At 67.8% G+C, this 17,508-nt stretch carries 18 protein-coding genes; 16 read left to right on the forward strand and 2 right to left on the reverse strand.

The genetic code is table 11. The features are described 5' to 3' along the window. The first annotated feature begins 25 nt into the window (after positions 1-25). Together E6K79_07710 and E6K79_07715 are read left to right on the forward strand one after the other, a co-directional pair. Positions 26-421, forward strand: coding sequence for an SgcJ/EcaC family oxidoreductase (locus tag E6K79_07710; protein ID TMQ64362.1), 396 nt, complete (start codon positions 26-28; stop codon positions 419-421). A gap of 76 nt (positions 422-497) precedes the next feature. Further along, on the forward strand, positions 498-899 hold the full coding sequence (locus tag E6K79_07715) for a hypothetical protein (GenBank protein ID TMQ64363.1): 402 nt from the start codon (positions 498-500) through the stop codon (positions 897-899). Positions 900-912: 13 nt separating this feature from the next. Here the strand turns inward: E6K79_07715 and E6K79_07720 are convergent, their stop codons facing one another. Both E6K79_07720 and E6K79_07725 read right to left on the reverse strand, forming a co-directional pair. Beyond that, positions 913-1,359, reverse strand: a complete 447-nt coding sequence (locus tag E6K79_07720) for a hypothetical protein (protein ID TMQ64364.1) — start codon at positions 1,357-1,359, stop codon at positions 913-915. Positions 1,360-1,414: 55 nt separating this feature from the next. Next, complete coding sequence (locus tag E6K79_07725) at positions 1,415-2,719, reverse strand: glycosyltransferase family 39 protein (GenBank protein TMQ64365.1); 1,305 nt, start codon at positions 2,717-2,719, stop codon at positions 1,415-1,417. A 189-nt stretch (positions 2,720-2,908) separates the two neighbouring features. Here E6K79_07725 and pyrR point away from each other — a divergent pair, with 189 nt between their 5' ends. The 14 genes from pyrR to E6K79_07795 form a co-directional block, all read left to right on the forward strand. After that, a complete protein-coding gene (gene pyrR / locus E6K79_07730; protein ID TMQ64366.1) occupies positions 2,909-3,478 on the forward strand; it encodes a bifunctional pyr operon transcriptional regulator/uracil phosphoribosyltransferase PyrR in 570 nt (189 codons plus the stop codon). After that, a complete protein-coding gene (locus E6K79_07735) occupies positions 3,475-4,476 on the forward strand; it encodes an aspartate carbamoyltransferase catalytic subunit (GenBank protein TMQ64367.1) in 1,002 nt (333 codons plus the stop codon). The genes pyrR and E6K79_07735 overlap by 4 nt, the downstream gene beginning before the upstream one ends. Next, complete coding sequence (locus E6K79_07740; GenBank protein TMQ64368.1) at positions 4,445-5,764, forward strand: dihydroorotase; 1,320 nt, start codon at positions 4,445-4,447, stop codon at positions 5,762-5,764. Before E6K79_07735 ends, E6K79_07740 begins: the two co-directional genes overlap by 32 nt. A 35-nt stretch (positions 5,765-5,799) precedes the next feature. Beyond that, on the forward strand, positions 5,800-7,398 hold the full coding sequence (locus E6K79_07745) for a tetratricopeptide repeat protein (GenBank protein TMQ64369.1): 1,599 nt from the start codon (positions 5,800-5,802) through the stop codon (positions 7,396-7,398). After that, complete coding sequence (locus E6K79_07750) at positions 7,395-8,219, forward strand: dihydroorotate dehydrogenase electron transfer subunit (GenBank protein TMQ64370.1); 825 nt, start codon at positions 7,395-7,397, stop codon at positions 8,217-8,219. The genes E6K79_07745 and E6K79_07750 overlap by 4 nt, the downstream gene beginning before the upstream one ends. Continuing rightward, positions 8,216-9,196 (forward strand): dihydroorotate dehydrogenase, encoded by a 981-nt coding sequence (locus E6K79_07755; protein TMQ64371.1) that lies wholly within the window; start codon positions 8,216-8,218, stop codon positions 9,194-9,196. Before E6K79_07750 ends, E6K79_07755 begins: the two co-directional genes overlap by 4 nt. Next, positions 9,193-9,960: an orotidine-5'-phosphate decarboxylase gene (gene pyrF, locus E6K79_07760; GenBank protein TMQ64372.1), complete on the forward strand. Its 768-nt coding sequence runs from the start codon at positions 9,193-9,195 to the stop codon at positions 9,958-9,960. Before E6K79_07755 ends, pyrF begins: the two co-directional genes overlap by 4 nt. After that, positions 9,957-10,907: a GDP-mannose 4,6-dehydratase gene (locus E6K79_07765; protein TMQ64373.1), complete on the forward strand. Its 951-nt coding sequence runs from the start codon at positions 9,957-9,959 to the stop codon at positions 10,905-10,907. The genes pyrF and E6K79_07765 overlap by 4 nt, the downstream gene beginning before the upstream one ends. Positions 10,908-10,910: 3 nt before the next feature. Next, positions 10,911-11,885, forward strand: a complete 975-nt coding sequence (locus E6K79_07770; protein TMQ64374.1) for an NAD-dependent epimerase/dehydratase family protein — start codon at positions 10,911-10,913, stop codon at positions 11,883-11,885. A 10-nt stretch (positions 11,886-11,895) separates the two neighbouring features. Further along, entirely contained in the window at positions 11,896-13,200 is a 1,305-nt protein-coding gene (locus tag E6K79_07775; protein TMQ64375.1) for a UDP-glucose/GDP-mannose dehydrogenase family protein, read from the forward strand. Next, positions 13,197-13,658 carry a dTDP-4-dehydrorhamnose 3,5-epimerase gene (locus E6K79_07780; GenBank protein TMQ64376.1) on the forward strand — a complete coding sequence of 154 codons (462 nt, stop codon included), beginning with the start codon at positions 13,197-13,199 and terminating at the stop codon, positions 13,656-13,658. The genes E6K79_07775 and E6K79_07780 overlap by 4 nt, the downstream gene beginning before the upstream one ends. Next, positions 13,651-14,682 carry a dTDP-glucose 4,6-dehydratase gene (rfbB, locus tag E6K79_07785; GenBank protein TMQ64377.1) on the forward strand — a complete coding sequence of 344 codons (1,032 nt, stop codon included), beginning with the start codon at positions 13,651-13,653 and terminating at the stop codon, positions 14,680-14,682. Before E6K79_07780 ends, rfbB begins: the two co-directional genes overlap by 8 nt. A 9-nt stretch (positions 14,683-14,691) precedes the next feature. After that, positions 14,692-16,164, forward strand: coding sequence for a hypothetical protein (locus E6K79_07790; GenBank protein ID TMQ64378.1), 1,473 nt, complete (start codon positions 14,692-14,694; stop codon positions 16,162-16,164). Positions 16,165-16,332: 168 nt separating this feature from the next. Further along, positions 16,333-17,508, forward strand: a 1,176-nt coding sequence (locus E6K79_07795) for a hypothetical protein (protein ID TMQ64379.1), incomplete at its 3' end; no start/stop codon positions are given.

A 17,508-nucleotide genomic window follows, 5' to 3' on the forward strand; every position in this document is an offset into this window, starting at 1 on the left:
GCCTCCTGTTCACGTCGCTGCCCTGATGAGTGACGACGAGCAGGCGATTCGCGAGCTTGTCGCGACGTGGCATCGCGCCACCGCGGCCGGCGATCTGCAGCGGATCCTCAGCCTGATGACCGAGGACGCCGTCTTCCTGACGCCTGGGCGGCCGCCGATGCGCGGCAAGGATGCATTCGCGGCGGGCTTTCGGACCTTGATTCAAACCCATCGAATCGAATCCACGGGCACCATCAAGGAGATCCACATCGCCGGGGACTGGGCCCACTTCTGGGCCCAGCTATCGGTGACCACGACCCCGCTGAACGGGCCGCCGACGCGCCGCTCGGGGCCCACGCTCACGATCGTGCGGAAGCAGGCGGACGGCGTCTGGGTCCTTGCCCGCGACGCCAACATGCTGACTGTCGAGACCCCCGCGTAGACCCCAGCGGATTCCGACGCGTGGTAGCATGCGGGGATGCGCCCCTGGATCCCATCTACCCAATGAGGAGTCGAGGATGAAACGGACGATCGCCTGGATTCCGCTTCTGCTCTTGGCCGGCGCGTGCGCGCACGTCGACTACGTCGGCAAGACCTACCCGCCCACCACCAAGGTGGAGGTCTTCTTCTCGGAAGAGGACGTGGTCGAGCCGTACGAGATCATGGGGCGGGTCGTCGCCACCGCGAACGACATTGTCAGCTCCGAGAAGATCCAGGACCAGATCATGGAGAAGGCGCAGAAGAAGGGGGCCGACGCCGTGGTGATCACGGGCCTCGAGCGCTATAAGAGCGGGGAGACGACGAACTACAGGGAGACGACGAGGGAAAAGAGGCGCGGGGTCACGACCACGTCGGGCGGCTCCACGACCCAATCGGAGCACGAGAAGTCGGTCACCGCGCTCTTCCTCAAATACAAGTAGGGTCGATCGCGCGTCAGTCCTTCCGGGCGTCGACGAGCGTCCAGCGGATCGTAGGGGCCGCGGCTGTGCCCTTTCCGCCTGGCTCGACGTCGTAGCGCAGGACCGCGTGGACGAGGTAGTGCCCGTCGTCCCCCGGCGCGTAGACGTACCCCCCAGGCAGGAACACCATCCCGTCCTTGTCGTAGAACGCCATTCTTCCCCCGAGAACTCCCTTGAAGGGAAGCAGCTCGCCTTGCCTCGAGAGGTCGGCTTGGAGCGCGGGGACCGGGTCCGACAAGCCGAGCTTCTTGAGCCGCGCCAGCTCGAGATCGTCCAGCAAAACCCGCTGGAACGGAGGCCGGACCGAGAGCCGCTCGACGCGGGCGGCGCGCCGCTCCGCCGATTGCCACCGGATCCCGAAATAGACCGCCGCGGCTAGACTCAAGACGAGCGCCGCTAGAAGCGCCCTGTTTCCACGCATCGAATCCTCCCTGGATTGGGTTGTCCGAGGCCCCTGCCCGGCAACTCCGGAGGCATCAAGGGCGCAGCACCAGGACGATCTCCGCGATCCAGACTCCGATCAGCGCCTCCCAGATGACCGCGACGGCCGCGTACGTTTTCCAGCCCGGTTTCGCCGGACCGGTAGGCCCCCCGGCAAGCCATTGGGCCGCGAAGAGCACGAAGAACGGCATGAGAGGGAAATGATACCGGCCGCCGCCGAAGAAGACGAAGTAAACGGCCAGGGAAGTGCCGAGGAACGCGAGGAAGTACGCCCGAGTGGGGCCGCGCGGCTGGGTGAAGAGGCCAAGGGTCCCCAGAAGCATGGCGAGGGCGTAGGGGCCGCTCACGGCCGCGTGAAGCCACAGCGGGAGCGAACGGTACTTCTCACGCAGAGGAGTCGAACGGTCGCCGGGAGATCGGTGGAATGCCCACACGATCATCCCGCCCTCGCTCCCGAAGACGTGCGCCAACTTTCCGAATCCGTTCCGAAGAAATCGCAGCGGGTCCTTCCCGATGTACCCGAGCGCACTCGAGATCTCGCCCGCATCGCGCTCGGCTTCAGCCGACTCCGGCGGAATCATGGAGGGAGGAATCTGCCCCGTGTATCCCCCGGTCGCGTTGGGGTTGTTTCCGATGAGGAGGTTTGCGCCGATGCTTGTCGCGGGCGTGGGATAACCGACGACGATCCAGTTCCGGACGAGCCATGGGGAGATCACGAGCAAGGCCCCCAGAGTGAGCAACGCGAAATGGGTCGGCCGGAGGCGATCGACGAGCGCCGCGAACGGAAGCGCGATGAGGAGCAGGAGCGCCATCGGCTTGAGGAGCACGAGGAGCCCGACCATAGCGCCAAGGAGAAGGCTTCCTCGTCGGTCGGCGAAGACGCCGCGCATCGCGAGCACCGCCCCCACGAGCAGAAGGGTCGTGAACACCGTTTCGGGCAGGAGGAGATCGGCATAGAGGATCGAGGGGGGATAGAGCGCCCAGGCTCCCGAAGCGCAGAGGCCGGCGCGTCCTCGACCTGCGAGGAGCCAAAGCATGAGGGCCGAAATGCCGCCCAGAGCGGCCTGGGCCAGGTGAACCGCCCATGGGCGGCGCCCGCCGATGGCGTAAACCCCAGCGACCAAACCAGGATAGCCGACGGGCCGGTAGGCCGTCGGCCGGCCGTCGTCGCTGTAGGTCCCGGTGGCGGCGAGCGTCGATCCGAGCCGGTCGTAGTCGACCTCGTCCGAGAAGAGGGGCCGCTCGTGTACGGACACGAATACGATCCGAACCAGGAAGGCGAGCGCCGCGATCATGATAGCGGCGCGGGAGATCGGGTTCAGGGACGCCGTGCGATTCATGGAATCTCCGAGCGCATAGCGGAATCTTAGGACGGAGGTATAGAAATCAGCCGCGCCTTGTGGTAAAGTACCACTAGTTGCCGCAGCAAACGTGACCGCGGCGAAAGCACCCTTCAAACTAGTTCCGAGAGACTAGAAAGGGGCGTACGGTGAAGGACACCCCTTTCCGGTTCCGGAAGGGGATTTTTTATGCCCGCCGGTGAATCCGTGGAACAGGTCCGCGAAAAGGCCGAGATCATCGACGGCGAGGGATTGCGTCGTGCGATCAGCCGGATCGCGCACGAGATCATCGAGAAGAACGGCGGCGCGAAGGACCTCGTCCTCGTCGGAATCCGGCGGCGGGGCGTCCCGCTGGCCCACCGGATCGCCGCCAGGATCCGCGAGTTCGAGAACGTCGAGATTCCGGTCGGCGCGCTCGACATCACGCTCTACCGCGACGACCTCCAGACGATCGCGCATCAGCCGGTGGTCGGCCCGACCGACGTTCCCGTCGACATCGACGAGAAGGTGGTCGTCCTGGTCGACGACGTGCTCTTCACCGGAAGGACGGTGCGGGCCGCGTTGGACGAGCTGATCGATCTCGGCCGTCCCCGCGCGATCCATCTGGCCGTCATCGTCGATCGCGGACACCGCGAGATCCCCATCCGCGCGGATTACGTCGGGAAGAACGTACCCACCTCGCGCCGCGAGGTCATCATGGTGAAGGTCCAGGAGATCGACGGTCACGACGGCGTGTCGATCGGGGAGATGCTGTCATGACGGGCCATCGAAAGGATCTGCTCGGCCTCGAGGAATTGAGCGCGGAAGAGATCGTCTCGATTCTCGACACCGCCCGCACCTTCCGGGAAGTGCTCGACCGGCCGATTCCCAAGGTGCCCTCGCTCCGCGGGATGACCGCCGCCAACCTCTTCTTCGAGCCGAGCACGCGCACGCGCCTCTCGTTCGAGCTGGCCGAGAAGCGCCTGAGCGCCGACACGGTGAGCTTCCAGACGAGCGGCTCGAGCGTCTCCAAAGGGGAGACCCTCCGCGACACGGCACGGAACATCGAGGCGATGGGGATTCACCTGGTGGTGATCCGTCACCAGTCTTCCGGGGCGCCGCACTACCTGGCCCGGCATCTCGAGGCGGGCGTGATCAACGCGGGCGACGGCACGCACGAGCATCCCACGCAGGGGCTTCTCGACATTTTCACGATGCGCGAAAGGCGCGGGCGGATCGCGGGGCTCCAGGTCGCGATCGTGGGCGACGTCATGCACAGCCGCGTCGCGCGCTCCAACATCTGGGGGCTGACGAAGCTCGGTGCCCAGGTCACGATCGCGGGCCCGCCGACGATGATGCCGGCGGAAGTGGAGCGGTTCGGGGTTCGCGTCGCGAAGAGCGTCGAGGAGGCGATCGAGGGGGCCGACGTGGTCAACATTCTCCGCATCCAGCTCGAGCGCCAGCGTGGAAGCCTCTACCCCTCGCTCCGCGAATACGCGCGGGTCTACGGCGTGACGAGCGAGCGGCTGCGCCGCGCCAAGCCCGACGTCACCGTGATGCATCCCGGCCCGATGAACCGGGGCGTCGAGATCGCCCAGGACGTCGCCGACGGGAAGCACTCGGTCATTCTGGAACAGGTCACGAACGGCGTGGCGGTCCGGATGGCCGTCCTCTATCTCCTCGCGGGGCGCGATGCGTCCGCGGAAGCCATCTCCGAATCCCCCACCGTGGAGGCCAAGAAGAGTCATGACGAGCCCTCTCTGTCTCCGCGGCGGTAGAGTTCTCGACCCGTCACGCGGGATCGACCGATCGCAGGATCTTTGGATCGACCAGGGTCGGATCGCGGGATGGGGCGAGGACGCGCCCCCGGCCCTCCGCTCCCGGCCCGACGCCGAGATCGTGGACGTCCGCGGCGCGATCGTCTGCCCGGGACTGGTCGACATCCACGTCCACCTGCGCGAGCCCGGCCAGGAGGAGAAGGAGACGATCGAGACGGGGACGCGCGCGGCCGTCCGCGGCGGATTCACCGCGGTCGCCTGCATGCCGAACACCGATCCTCCGCTGGACGAGCGGCCCAGGGTCGAGTACGTCGTCCGCCGTGCCCGGGAGGTCGGCCTCGCGCGGGTCTTCCCGATCGCAGCGGTCACGCGGGGCCAGCAGGGCGAGCAGCTCACCGAGATCCAGGATCTGGTCGAGGCGGGCGCCGTCGCGATCTCCGACGACGGGAAGCCGGTTCGAAACGCCGAGATCATGCGCCGCGCGCTCGAGCTGACGCGGGAGCTAAAGATCCCGGTGATCCAGCACGCCGAGGACCCCGATCTCAAGGGCGCCGGCGTCATGCACGAGGGCTGGGTCTCCACCCGGATCGGCCTCAAGGGGATCCCCGACGCCGCGGAATCGGTGATGGTAGCGCGCGACGCGCTTCTCGCGGAGCTGACGGGAGGCCGGGTGCACGTCGCGCACGTGAGCGCGGCCCGCTCGGTGGAGATCATCCGCCGCGCGAAGGCCCGCGGCATCCGCATGACGGCCGAGACCGCGCCGCATTACCTCGTCCTGACCGACGAGGCGGCGGCGGAATACGACACCCGCGCCAAGATGAACCCGCCGCTCCGCTCGGAGCGGGATCGAGACGCCCTGATCGAGGGAGTCGTCGACGGCACGATCGATTGCCTCGCCACGGACCACGCGCCGCACACCGAGATCGACAAGGACGGAGACTTCGACTCGGCGCCGTTCGGGATCGTCGGCCTGGAGACCGCGCTGGGCGTCTACCTCCGCGCCCTGGTCGAGCCGGGGCACCTGACGCTGCCCGAGCTGATCGCGCGGCTGACCGTCAAGCCCTACGAGGTGCTGGGGAGAGACGGCGGGACGCTCGCTCCAGGGTCGGACGCGGACGTCACGGTCTTCGATCCGTCGCGCCGGTGGACCGTCCGCGCGTCGGAATTCGCGTCGAAAGGGCGGAACACGCCGTTCGACGGCTGGGACCTTCCGGGGCGGATTCTTTTCACGATCGTAGGCGGGCGAATTTGTTACCGGGCAGAGACTTCGGAGGTGACCGTTCGATAGCGGACCCGCCCCGCGCGTGCTACGATACTCTGCTCATGCGACCGTTCCACGCGGGGCCGTCGGGCCTCCGAATCCTCGGACTGATCCTCCTCGTTGCCGCATCCGGATGCGCCTACTACAACACGTTCTATCTCGCGAGGAAGTATTACCGTGAGGGGGCCCGGGCCCAGGAGCGGAGCCTGACCGACGAGCCGTCGCCCGAGGCCGCGACGAAGTACGATCTCGTGATCCGGCAGTGCACCAAGCTGCTCACCGACTATCCCAAGAGCAAATGGGTGGACGATGCCAGCTACATGTTGGGCGCGGCGTTATACGGAAAGCGGGACTACGTTGCCGCGATCAAGCGACTCGAGGAGTTTCCGACCAAGTTCCCGAACAGCCCCTACGTGGCGGACGCGCGGTTCATGGAGGGCCTCTCGCACTACCGGCGGAAGGAATACGCCGATGCCGACTCGATCTTCCGCGACGTGGACACCAGGTTCCCCAAGTTCCCCCGGCGGTGGGAGCTCTACTACTTCGCGGGTGAGACGCAGAGCCAGCTCAAGTATTACCCCGCGGCCGAGTACTGGTACGATCGCGCCCTGGGTGCCGCCAAGGAGCGCCATGAGCGCTCCGACGCCTTCCGGCGTCTCGGCGACTCCTACCTCAGCGCGTCCCGCCCCGACACGGCCGCGGTCCTCTACGCGCGGTGTCTCAAGGTGGAAGACCGGGGGAAGCAGCGGCTTGATGTCGCGCTTGCCCGCGGCGACGCGCTGCGGGAGACGCACCGCTACCAGGACGCCCTCGACTTTCTCCAAGAGTGGAAGATCTATGCGATCGCGGAGAACCGCGAGGGGGAGCTTGGTCTCAGGATCAACGAGTGCCTGGCGCTCCTGGGGCGCGCGAACGAGGCGATCGGAGGCTATCGGAATCTGGTCGAGAAGTTTCCGAGAACGGCTGTCGCGTACGAGGCCCAGTTCCGCATCGGGTATCTCTACGAGTCGGCGTTCCAGGACTTCGACCACGCGGGGCAGGAGTACGACAAGTTGAGGAACCAACCCCAGTCGGAATTCTCCTCGCAGGCCCTGCGGCGCTCGCAGAACCTCTCGACGCTGCGGCAGTACCGGGCCGCGATGGCGTCGGATACGACCCAGGCACGCGCCAGCGCGGCGTTTCTGATGGCGGAGCTTTACTATTTCCAGCTCGAGAAAGCCGATTCGGCGATCATGCATTACCGCCAAGTCGAATGGGAATTCCCGCGGAGCGTCTACGCGGCGAAATCCGCGTATGCGCGCCTCTGGATCACGGCCCACGACCGCGGTGACACGGCCGCGGCGATGGCGTTGACCGACTCGATCGCCGCCAGGTATCACGGCACCCGATACGCCGAGTCGGCGCTCTATCTCTGGAAGCAGTGGAGCGGACGCGTGGACGAGAGGACCGAGCTCTTCGATTCGCTGCTCGCGAACCCCGATACGAGTCGCGCCGGCTCATTCGAGCCGGAGGTGGTCTTCCACCCTCCGCCGTCCGCCGCCGACTCGATGGTGGTGGACCCGCGACAGGGGGTCACGGAGACCCACGCGGACAGCGTCAAGGCCGACTCGCTCCGCGAGAGCGCCAGGAAGATCCGAGAGCGGTTCATGAAGGACAAGTGACGGGACCGGCCCCGGTGAACCTCGTCCCCTGCACGGTCATCTCCAATCGCGAGGTGTCGCGCGGAAATTTCCTCATCTCGCTCAAGGTGCCGCGCGGCTTCGGGAAGCCGCAGCCCGGCCAGTTCGTCCATCTTCGGGTGGGGGACGAGAGCGAGCCGCTCCTGCGCCGGCCGTACAGCCTGGAAGGGTACGTCGAGCGGGGCGGCGTCCGCGCGGTGCGGATCTATTACTCGGTGGTCGGCCGCGGCTCGAAGGTCCTCGCCTCGCACGCCTCGGGAAAAGAGCTCGATTTGATCGGCCCTGTAGGGGTCGGCTTCGCGCCGCGTCCTCGCCGGACGCCGATCCTCGTCGCCGGCGGCCGCGGGGTCGCGCCGCTCCTCTTTCTGAGCCGGCGGCTGCGGGAGAAGAAGCGTGATTTCGTGTTCCTCTTCGGCGCCCGTTCGCGTGGGGAGCTGTACGGCGCGCGCGAGATCCGCGGCGGAAGGGTCCATCTGGCGACCGACGACGGATCGGTGGGATACGAGGGGAGCGCGCTGGACCTGCTCGAGCGGGAGTGGACCAAAGGGGGGCACACGCCCCTCACCGCGGAGGTCTTCACCTGCGGCCCTCACGGGCTCCTTCACGAAATCTCTGATTTCGCGCGGACGCGCGGGATCCGGTGCGAGGCTTCGCTCGAGGGCCCCATGGCCTGCGCGATGGGCGCCTGTCGCGGCTGCCCCGTTCCGCTCCTGCCCGGCGCCGACTCGGGCCGCTATCCCGCGATGTGTCTCGAGGGGCCGGTCATGGACGCCACGATCGTCGATTGGGAGCGCCTGCCGTGAAGCCGTCCCTGGCGGTCCGGATCGGCTCGCTCACGCTCCGCAACCCGGTGCTCGTCGCTTCGGGCATCATCGGATACGGCCGCGAGTACGAGCGGCTCGTCCCCCTTGAGAAGATCGGCGGGATCGTCACGAAGACCGTGACCCTCCGCGCGCGGGCCGGCAACCCGCCTCCGCGCGTCTATGAGACCGCGTCGGGCATGCTCAACTCGATCGGGATCGAGAACCCCGGTCTCGACGGGTTCCTCGAATCGAAGGTGCCGATCCTCCGCGACCTCCCGTGCGCCGCGATCGTCTCCGTCGAAGGAGAGGACGTCGGCGAGTTCTGCGAGCTGGTCCGGGGCGTGGACGGGTGCGGCGTCGCGCACGCGATCGAGGTCAACATCTCCTGCCCCAATGTGGGTCCGCACGGACTCCGTTACTCGACCGACGCGGGGATGGCGCGCGAGGTGATGGGGGCGATCCGACCCCTCACGCGGCTTCCCCTCATCGCCAAGCTGACCCCGAACGTCACGCGCATCGCCGAGATCGCGGAAGCGTGCGAGGAGTGCGGCGCCGACGCGATTTCCCTGGTCAACACCTTCATCGGGATGGCGGTCGACACGCGGACCCGGAAGCCGATCTTGGGCACCGTGCTCGGCGGCCTCTCGGGGCCGGCGATCAAGCCGCTCGCGCTCGCCAAGACCTGGGAAGTGGTTCAGGCGGTCGACATCCCGGTGGTCGGCATGGGCGGGATCACCCGCCCAGCGGACGCGATCGAGTTCCTTCTCCTGGGGGCCGTCGCGATCCAGGTGGGGACCGCGCTCTTCTCGGATCCGGGCCTCCCCCTCGCGTGCGTCGAGGAGATCGAGACCTACCTCGCGCGCATGAAGGCGTCTTCGATCGACGACTTGATCGGCGCGTTGGAAGTCCCCGAAGGGCGCGGGATCATCCGCGCGGGGCGCGCCGTCCGGCGGGAGCACGGAGGGCGGGCGTCATGACGCGTCCCACGCCGGGGCCGCGCGCAGGAGTGCAGTCGAAGTTGCGCGACAACCTGATCGTCGCGCTCGACACGCCCGACCTCGATGTAGCACTCCGCCACGTCGATCGTCTGGGCGACGCGATCCTCTGGTACAAGGTGGGCCTCCAGCTCTTCTGCGCCTCGGGCCGCCAGGCGGTTCTGGCGTTGGCCGAGCGAGGGAAGGAGATCTTCCTCGACCTGAAGCTCCACGACATCCCGGCGACCGTGGAGCGCGCGATTTTGGCGCTCGAAGGGTTGCCGGTCTCGCTCCTCACCGTCCACGCGTCGGGCGGGCCCAAGATGCTCTCCGCGGCGGCGGCGGCGGCGCGTTCTCTGAACGTCCCGCCCCGCGTGCTCGGCGTGACCATGCTGACAAGCCTCGACGGTACGGAGATCCCGGCGCTCTGGAACGAGCGGACCGGTCTCGAGGAAAAGGTACTGGGCCTGGCCCGGCTCGGCGCGAGGTCGGGGATCGCGGGGGTGGTCGCGTCGCCCCTCGAGCTCGCCGCGCTCAGGCGGGAGTTCCCGCGGCCCTTTCTGATCGTGACCCCCGGCGTGCGCGGCCCGGGAGAGGCGACGCACGACCAGAAGCGCACGCTCTCCCTCCCCGAGGCGCTCGCGGGCGGGGCCGATTACGTCGTCGTGGGCCGTCCGATTCTCGAGGCATCCGATGCGATGACGGTCATCGCGGGCTACGAGGCCGCGGTGATCGACCGATTCTCCACCGAAAGGAACGACCGATGAAGGTCTTGGTGACCGGGATCACCGGGTTTGCCGGCAGCCACCTGGTTGACTACCTGCTCACGCTCTCCAACATCGAGGTGATGGGCATTCAACGGTGGAGGAGCCGGACCGAGAACATCGAGCACTTCAAGGACCGCGTCCGCCTCGTCGAATGCGATCTGCGCGACGCCTCCTCGGTGCGCGACGTGATCGACCACCTTCGGCCCGACCGGATCTCCCACTTGGCCGCCCAGAGCTTCGTCCCGACGTCGTGGACCGCGCCGACCGAGTCGCTCGTCACGAACATTATCGGCCAGCTCAACATCTTCGAGGCCGTCAAGAAGCTCCAGATCATGCCGCGCATCCAGCTCGCCTGCTCGAGCGAGCAATACGGCATGGTCTACGAGAAGGAGCTGCCGATCCGAGAGACGAATCCGATGCGGCCGCTTTCCCCCTACGCCGTGAGCAAGGTCGGGCAGGACATGCTCGGCTACCAGTACTGGATGAGCTTCAAGATCCCGATCATCCGGACCCGCGGGTTCAACCACGAAGGACCCCGCCGCGGCCCCGTCTTCGTCTGCTCGGACTTCGCGAAGCAGATCGCCGACATCGAGAAGGGGCTCAAACCTCCCGTGATCCGCGTCGGCAATCTGGAGGCCCGGCGCGATTTCAGCGACGTCCGCGACGTGGTGCGCGCCTACTGGCTCTCGCTCGAGAAGGGCGAGCCGGGCGAGGCCTACAACATCTGCTCCGGGCGCGCGTGGACGATCCGGGAAATGCTGGACCTGCTGCTCGGAATGACGAAGGTGAAGGTCAAGATCGAGCAGGACGCCGCGCGCATGCGCCCGAGCGACGTGCCCGTCCTTTTGGGCGACGCGTCCAAATTCAAGAAGGCGACCGGCTGGGAGCCGACGATTCCGTTCGAGCAGACCCTCCGCGATCTGCTCGACTACTGGCGGGCGCGGTAGCCGTTGCGGATCCTCGTCACCGGCGTCGCCGGCTTTGTCGGCCGACACCTCCTCGGGCATGTCGTCACCGCGGGCGGCTGCGAGGTTCACGGGGTGGATCACGCGTCTCTGGACGCGATGGCGGAGGCCGGGGAGCTGCGATCGGGCCTGGCGTCGTACCGACCCCTCGACATCACGGACGCCGCAGCGATGGAGGCGTGGGTGCGCGAGGAGAAGCCCGACGCGATCGTGCACCTCGCGGCGCAGGCCTCGGGCGCGGAATCCCTGGAGCGCCCGGCCGCGACCTACCGGGTGAACGCGCTCGGCGCCCTGAATTTGTTGGAGGCGGCGCGGGTCGCGGCGTCGAAGGCGGCGATTCTCATCGTGGGCTCGGCCGACATCTACGGCTCGGGGCCCGCGGGAGCGCGGATCCGGGAGGACGCGCCGATCCGGCCGAGCAACCCATACGCGGTCAGCAAGGCGGCGCAGGACTCGCTGGGCGAGGTCTACGCGGCGACGTACGGCCTACGGGTGATCCGGACCCGCACCTTCACGCACACCGGTCCGGGGCAGCGGCCCCGGTTCGCCCTCGCGGGGTTCGCCGACCAGCTCGCCCGCATCGACGCGGGCTTGGCGCCGGCGGAGATCCTGGTGGGGAATCTGGACACCGTGCGGGAGTACGGGGACGTCCGGGACGTGGTGCGCGCCTACCGGCTTCTCCTCGAACGGGGGGAAGCGGGGGAGGCCTATAATGTCGGGACGGGGCGCGGCTTCGTCCTCCGCGAGCTTCTCGACCGGCTGATCGGGATCTCGCGCGTGAGCGCCCAAGTGAAGACCGACCCCGCCCGCCTGCGCGCGCGGGACGTGGACCATCTTGTGGGCGATCCCGCCAAGCTCGAGGCGCGGACGGGATGGACGCCCGCCTATTCGATCGACCAGACGCTCGCCGACCTCTTCCGCGACGCGCGCGAGCGCGTGCGGCGGGAGACGGGGCGCTAAAGGGGGATTCGTGCGGATCGTGATCGTGGGGACCGGGTACGTGGGCTTGGTCACCGGAGCGGGCTTCGCGGACTTCGGTAACGAGGTGCTCTGCGTCGATGTCGATCAAGCCAAGATCGAGATCTTGGAGCGGGGCGAGATCCCGTTCTACGAGCCGGGGCTGGGCGATCTGGTCGCGCGGAACGTGCGCGAGCGCCGCCTGCGGTTCGGCACGTCGCTGGAGGAGGCGACCCGCTGGGGCGAGGCGATCTTCATCTGCGTCGGCACGCCGCAGGCGAAGAGCGGCCGCGCCGACCTCCGCTACGTGTTCGCGGCCGCGAAGACGATCGCGAAGGCGCTCCCGAGCTACCGCCTCATCGTGCAGAAGAGCACCGTCCCGGTCGGAACCGCCGACAAGGTCCGGGAGATCATCCGCCGCAATGCGCGCCGTGGCGCCCGGTGCGACGTCGCGTCGAATCCCGAGTTTCTCCGCGAGGGAACCGCGGTCGAGAATTTCATGCGCCCCGACCGGGTCGTGATCGGAGCGGATTCGCCCCGCGCGCGTGACGTGCTGCGCGAGATCTACTCGCCCCTCTACCTGATCGAGACCCCGATGGTCGTGACGGGCGTCCGCTCGGCGGAGCTGATCAAGTACGCGGCGAATTCGTTCCTGGCCGCGAAGATCTCGTTCATCAACGAGATGGCCAATCTCTCCGAAGCGGTGGGCGCGGACGTGCACGACGTGGCCAAGGGGATCGGGCTCGACCGGCGGATCGGGCCGAAGTTTCTCCATCCCGGTCCGGGCTTCGGCGGCTCCTGCCTTCCCAAGGACACCCGCGCGCTGCGCGATTTCGCGCGGAGGGCGGGCGTTCCCATGCGCATCACCAGCGCGGCGATCGAGACGAACGACGCGCAGCGGCGGCTCGCCACGAGGAAGGTGCTCGACTCGCTGCGAGGGCGCGGCCCGCACACCGTGGCGGTGCTGGGGCTCTCGTACAAGCCCGACACCGACGACGTGCGCGAGGCGCCGGCGCTCGACATCATCCGGGCGCTGCTCAAGCGCGGCGTCAAGGTCCGGGTCTTCGATCCGGTGGTTCGAGAAGGAGCGCCGGGCGTTCCCAAGGGCGTGGCGTTCACCGAGGATGCCTACGACGCTGCGAAGGGGGCCCACGCGCTGGTGCTGGTCACGGAGTGGAACGAGTTCCGCCGGCTCGACCTCGCCCGGGTGCGACGGGTGATGCGCCGGCGGGTGCTTGTGGATCTGCGAAACGTCTACGAGCCGGCGGCCGTCCGCCGGTTAGGGTTCGAGTACACCTGCGTGGGGAGACCGACATGAAGCTGATCCACGGCGTCACCGTGAAGCCGCTCAAGGTCATCGCCGACGAGCGTGGCTACCTGATGGAGATGATGCGCGTCGACGATCCCTTCTTCCAGAAGTTCGGCCAGACCTACGTGTCGGTCGCGTATCCGGGGGTCGTGAAGGGGTGGCATTACCACAAGAAGCAGACCGATCACTTCGTGATCGTGAAAGGGATGATGAAGGTCGTCCTCTACGACGGCCGGAACGATTCGCCGACGAAAGGCGAGCTCAACGAGTTCTTCATGGGGGAGCGGAACCCCATTCTCATCACGATCCCGCCCGGCGTGTGGCACGGCATGAAGGGAATCGGCACCGAGCCCGCCATGCTCGTGAACACGCCGACCGAGCCGTACAACTACAAAGAGCCGGACGAGTTCCGGGCCGACCCGCACAAGAACGACATCCCCTACGACTGGACGCGGAAGGATGGCTAAAGGCCTCGATCTCTCCAGCGCGCGACTCCTCGTCACGGGAGGCGCGGGCTTCATCGGGTCGAACTTCGTGCACCATCTGCGCCACCGGTTCCCGAAGTGCCGCGTCACGATCCTCGACAAGCTGACCTACGCAGGCAACCTGGCGAATCTCGATTCGCTCAAGGACGACCCGGGGTACCGCTTCTTGAAGGGGGACATCTGCGATCCCAAAGCCGCCGCCGAGGCGATGGAAGGCTGCGACGTCGTGGTCAACTTCGCCGCCGAAACCCACGTCGACCGCTCGATCGACAGTGCCGCCGACTTCGTCCTCACCGACACCTACGGCGTCTGGGTGCTTCTCGAGGAGGCACGTCGGGCCAAGGTGCGCCGTTTTGTCCAGATCTCGACCGACGAGGTCTACGGCGAGATCATGGACGGAATGGCCCGCGAGGAAGCCCCGCTCCTGGCGCGAAATCCCTACGCCGCGTCGAAAATCGGGGGGGACCGGCTCGCCTATTCGTATTTCGCGACGCACGGAACTCCGACCGTCGTGACCCGGTGCAGCAACAACTATGGCCCCTATCAGTATCCCGAGAAGCTGATTCCCCTGTTCGTCACGAACGCGCTCGAGGGAAAATCGCTCCCGGTCTACGGGAGCGGCCGGAACACGCGCGACTGGATCCACGTCGAGGATCACTGCCGCGCCGTCGTCGCGATCCTCGAGGCGCCGGACGTGGAGGGGCAGACCTTCAACATCGCGGGCGGGAATGAGCGCTCGGTGCTCGACATCGCGGGGCTGATCCTGGCCCAGCTGAAGAAGCCCGCCTCGCTGCTCGCCCACGTCACCGATCGCCCGGGCCACGATCGTCGCTACGCGATCGACGCCGAGAAGCTGGAGCGCATGACCGGCTTCCGCCCCACGGTCGAATTCGCCAAGGGGATCGCCGAGACGATCGAGTGGTACGTCTCGCACCGCCCCTGGTGGGAAGCGATCCGCTCCGGCGAGTTCCGTCACTACTACGAACGGATGTACGGGGCCCGCTAGGCCCGACCTGTGCGCCGGCTCGTTCGATCGACCGCCATCCTCGGCCTGGGATCGGCGGCCACGGTCGTCGCGGCGATCCTCCGATCCAAAATCCTCGCCGCCTGGCTCGGTCCCGAGGGGACCGGGGTCTTGGCGCAGCTCGCGGGCTTGACGGCGGTCCTCGTCCCGCTCGCCACGCTCGGGGCGGGAAACGGCGTCGTGACCATGATCGCCGAGGCGCGCGCGCGGGGCGACCTGGCGAAGGTGCGACGCATCACGCGGACCGCGACGACGCTGGCGTGGACCGTGGGGATCGGGCTCGCCGTCCTCGCGGCGCTCTCCTCGCCGTGGCTCGCCCGGGGGATCTACCGCGACGCCGGGTTCGTCTGGGCCATCCTCTTCTGCGCCGCGGCGGTGCCGCTTTCCGCGGTCGCCTCGCTCCGGATCACGATGCTCCAGGGGCACGAGGCCGTGCGCGAGATGGCGAAGCTGAACGGCCTGATCGCGGCGATTGGGATCGGGGCGATCATCCCCATGGCGCACTTCTTCGGCGTGAAGGGGGCCGTCGCGCAGATCGTCGTGGTGGCCGCGGCGCACGCCTGGCTGAGCGGGCGCTTCCTCCGGCCGCTCACCCCGCCGCGACCGCCGGATCTTACCGGCGAGGAGCCGCGGATCGACCGCTCCCTGCTCAGCACGATCGCCCGCTACGGAGGGAGCGCGCTCGTGGTAGGCCTCTCTTCGACCCTGACGCTCCTTGTGGTCCGGAGCATCCTCGTCGGGAAGCTCGGGCTCTCACAGAACGGGATCTACCAAGTCTGCGTCGGCGTCTCCGGCCTCACCATGCCTTTGATCTTGAACTCCATCACCGCGACCGTCTGGCCCGAGATCGCGGCCAAGCCGCGGGACGCGGACGCCGTCGGTCCGATGGCGGGCGGAATTCGCCTCGCGTTCCTGCTCGTGACGGGCGTGTCGGCCGCCCTCCTGGTCGGCGCGCCGATCTGGGTCCGGCTGTTTTATTCGGAGCGGTTCCTCCCGGCGCTCGATTTGCTGCCGTTCCAATTCCTCGGCGACTATTTCCGCGCGGCCGCGTGGATGTTCGGCGTCTGGCTCGTGCCGCGGCAAAGGCTCCGTCCATGGGTATTGTTCGACGTCGTGTACGGCGTGGTCCTGCTCGCGGTGTTCGCCGTTTTGGTGGGGCGCGTCGGAATCCAGAGCGTGGTCTTCGCGTACGTCGCGGCGCACGTGAGCCACGCGGTGCTTCACTACGCGCTCGCGCGTCGCGCGCTTGGGTTCCGCCTGGGCAAGCAGAACGCGCTGCTCCTGGGCGCATCGCTCGCCCTCCTGATCGGCCTTGCGATCCTTCGCCCCAGGGACATGACCGGCGTTGCCATCGGGGGAGCGGCGTCGCTCGCCTGGGCCGGCCTGGTGATCCAGCGCCGGGAGTGGATCGCGATCAAGGACATGGCGTTCCGGCTCTTGGGGCGGGCCCGGCCGGCCGCCTAGGCTCCAATCAGGAGCTTCCCGAGCCGCCCCTCCCGTGGCATCATCGTCGGCCTGAGCTCGACAAAGGCTGTTCTTCATGCGGCGACCGCTGCCTGGTTCGCCCTCCTGGGTGTCGCGGCGGTCGGGAGCTTCCCGTCCATCGCCCACGCGGCAGGGCCTGTTTCTGGCGTGACCGATTCCCCGACCCTTCAGAGGGGCGACGAGCGTCCGGAAAACGGCGGGACGATCTCCGAGCCCGAGTCTCCCATCGAAGGCCGCGTCGACCCCGATACGTATCGCGTCGGGCCGGGCGACGAGTTCAGTCTCCGGTATTCCGATCTGCTCGATCAGAAGATTCTCACGGTCGCTCCATCGGGAGAGCTTCTGCTGCCCGACGCGGGGCCCGTCGTCGTCGCCGGGCTATCACTTCGCGAAGCGCAATCGCGCGTTCGTGAAATCCTCCGACCCTACGTTCGCGGCAAAGGCTTCGCGCTCACCCTCCACAAGACCCGACGCTTCCGGGTTCCGGTGTTGGGGGACGTCGAGCACCCCGGAGTCGTGGTGCTCCAGGCACCCGTTCGAGCGTCGGAGGCGATCGAAGCGGCGGGGGGAGTGACGCCCTCGGGGGCGAGACGTGGAATCGAGGTGCGCCGCGGCGGGGACACCCTAAGCGTCGACCTCGTTCGCTACACGCGGGCCGGCGACGTCACGGTAAATCCCCTCGTGTTCGAGACCGACGTGGTCTACGTGCCCGCGGCCGGCCGCTTAGTCGAGATTCAGGGAGCGGTGCCCCACGGCGGGCGCCTCGATTTCGTCGAGGGAGATCGGTTGAGCACTCTTGTCGCGCTGGCCGGGGGTTTCTTGCCGGCGGCGTCGATCGACGACGCGTCGCTCGTACGATTCAAGCCGGACGGATCCCGCGAGCCGGTCCCGGTGCGGTTGGGCGCGGCCATCATGGCCCCGGGCGGGTCCGATGATCTCCCTCTCGTGGAGGGCGACAGGCTCTACGTGCCCGCGAAATCCCACTGGCGGGAGCCTTCCTTCGTGAGGGTCGAGGGGGAGGTCGCTCGCCCTGGGCCCTATCCGATCGAGGACGGCGTGGACCGGATCCAGAGCGTGCTCGAGCGCGCGGGCGGCTATACCGATTTCGCCGACCGGATGGCGGTGAGGGTGGAGCGCTCCCAGGAGCACGAGGAGCCCGACTCGGCCTTTCTTAGCCTGGCGAGGGAGAGGGACCAGATCCTGAACGCGACGGAGCGATCCTATGTCATCATGAAGACCAGAGAGCGGCGCGCCCTCTCGGCGCCGGTGGGTGCGCTCCTCGAGGCGGGGGACAAGCGAGGCGACGTCGCGCTCCGCCGTGAG

The sequence above is a fragment of the Candidatus Eisenbacteria bacterium genome, from assembly GCA_005893305.1.
Lineage (GTDB): Bacteria > Eisenbacteria > RBG-16-71-46 > SZUA-252 > SZUA-252 > WS-9.

Bases quoted from the DNA above. Each gene is read 5' to 3' on its own strand.
- E6K79_07720 (TMQ64364.1), bottom strand. From the start codon at position 1,359: ATGCGTGGAAACAGGGCGCTTCTAGCGGCGCTCGTCTTGAGTCTAGCC.
- E6K79_07735 (TMQ64367.1), top strand. From the start codon at position 3,475: ATGACGGGCCATCGAAAGGATCTGCTCGGCCTCGAGGAATTGAGCGCG.
- rfbB (TMQ64377.1), top strand. From the start codon at position 13,651: ATGGCTAAAGGCCTCGATCTCTCCAGCGCGCGACTCCTCGTCACGGGA.
- E6K79_07765 (TMQ64373.1), top strand. From the start codon at position 9,957: ATGAAGGTCTTGGTGACCGGGATCACCGGGTTTGCCGGCAGCCACCTG.
- E6K79_07740 (TMQ64368.1), top strand. From the start codon at position 4,445: ATGACGAGCCCTCTCTGTCTCCGCGGCGGTAGAGTTCTCGACCCGTCA.
- E6K79_07715 (TMQ64363.1), top strand. From the start codon at position 498: ATGAAACGGACGATCGCCTGGATTCCGCTTCTGCTCTTGGCCGGCGCG.
- E6K79_07710 (TMQ64362.1), top strand. From the start codon at position 26: ATGAGTGACGACGAGCAGGCGATTCGCGAGCTTGTCGCGACGTGGCAT.
- E6K79_07780 (TMQ64376.1), top strand. From the start codon at position 13,197: ATGAAGCTGATCCACGGCGTCACCGTGAAGCCGCTCAAGGTCATCGCC.
- pyrR (TMQ64366.1), top strand. From the start codon at position 2,909: ATGCCCGCCGGTGAATCCGTGGAACAGGTCCGCGAAAAGGCCGAGATC.
- pyrF (TMQ64372.1), top strand. From the start codon at position 9,193: ATGACGCGTCCCACGCCGGGGCCGCGCGCAGGAGTGCAGTCGAAGTTG.
- E6K79_07725 (TMQ64365.1), bottom strand. From the start codon at position 2,719: ATGAATCGCACGGCGTCCCTGAACCCGATCTCCCGCGCCGCTATCATG.
- E6K79_07745 (TMQ64369.1), top strand. From the start codon at position 5,800: ATGCGACCGTTCCACGCGGGGCCGTCGGGCCTCCGAATCCTCGGACTG.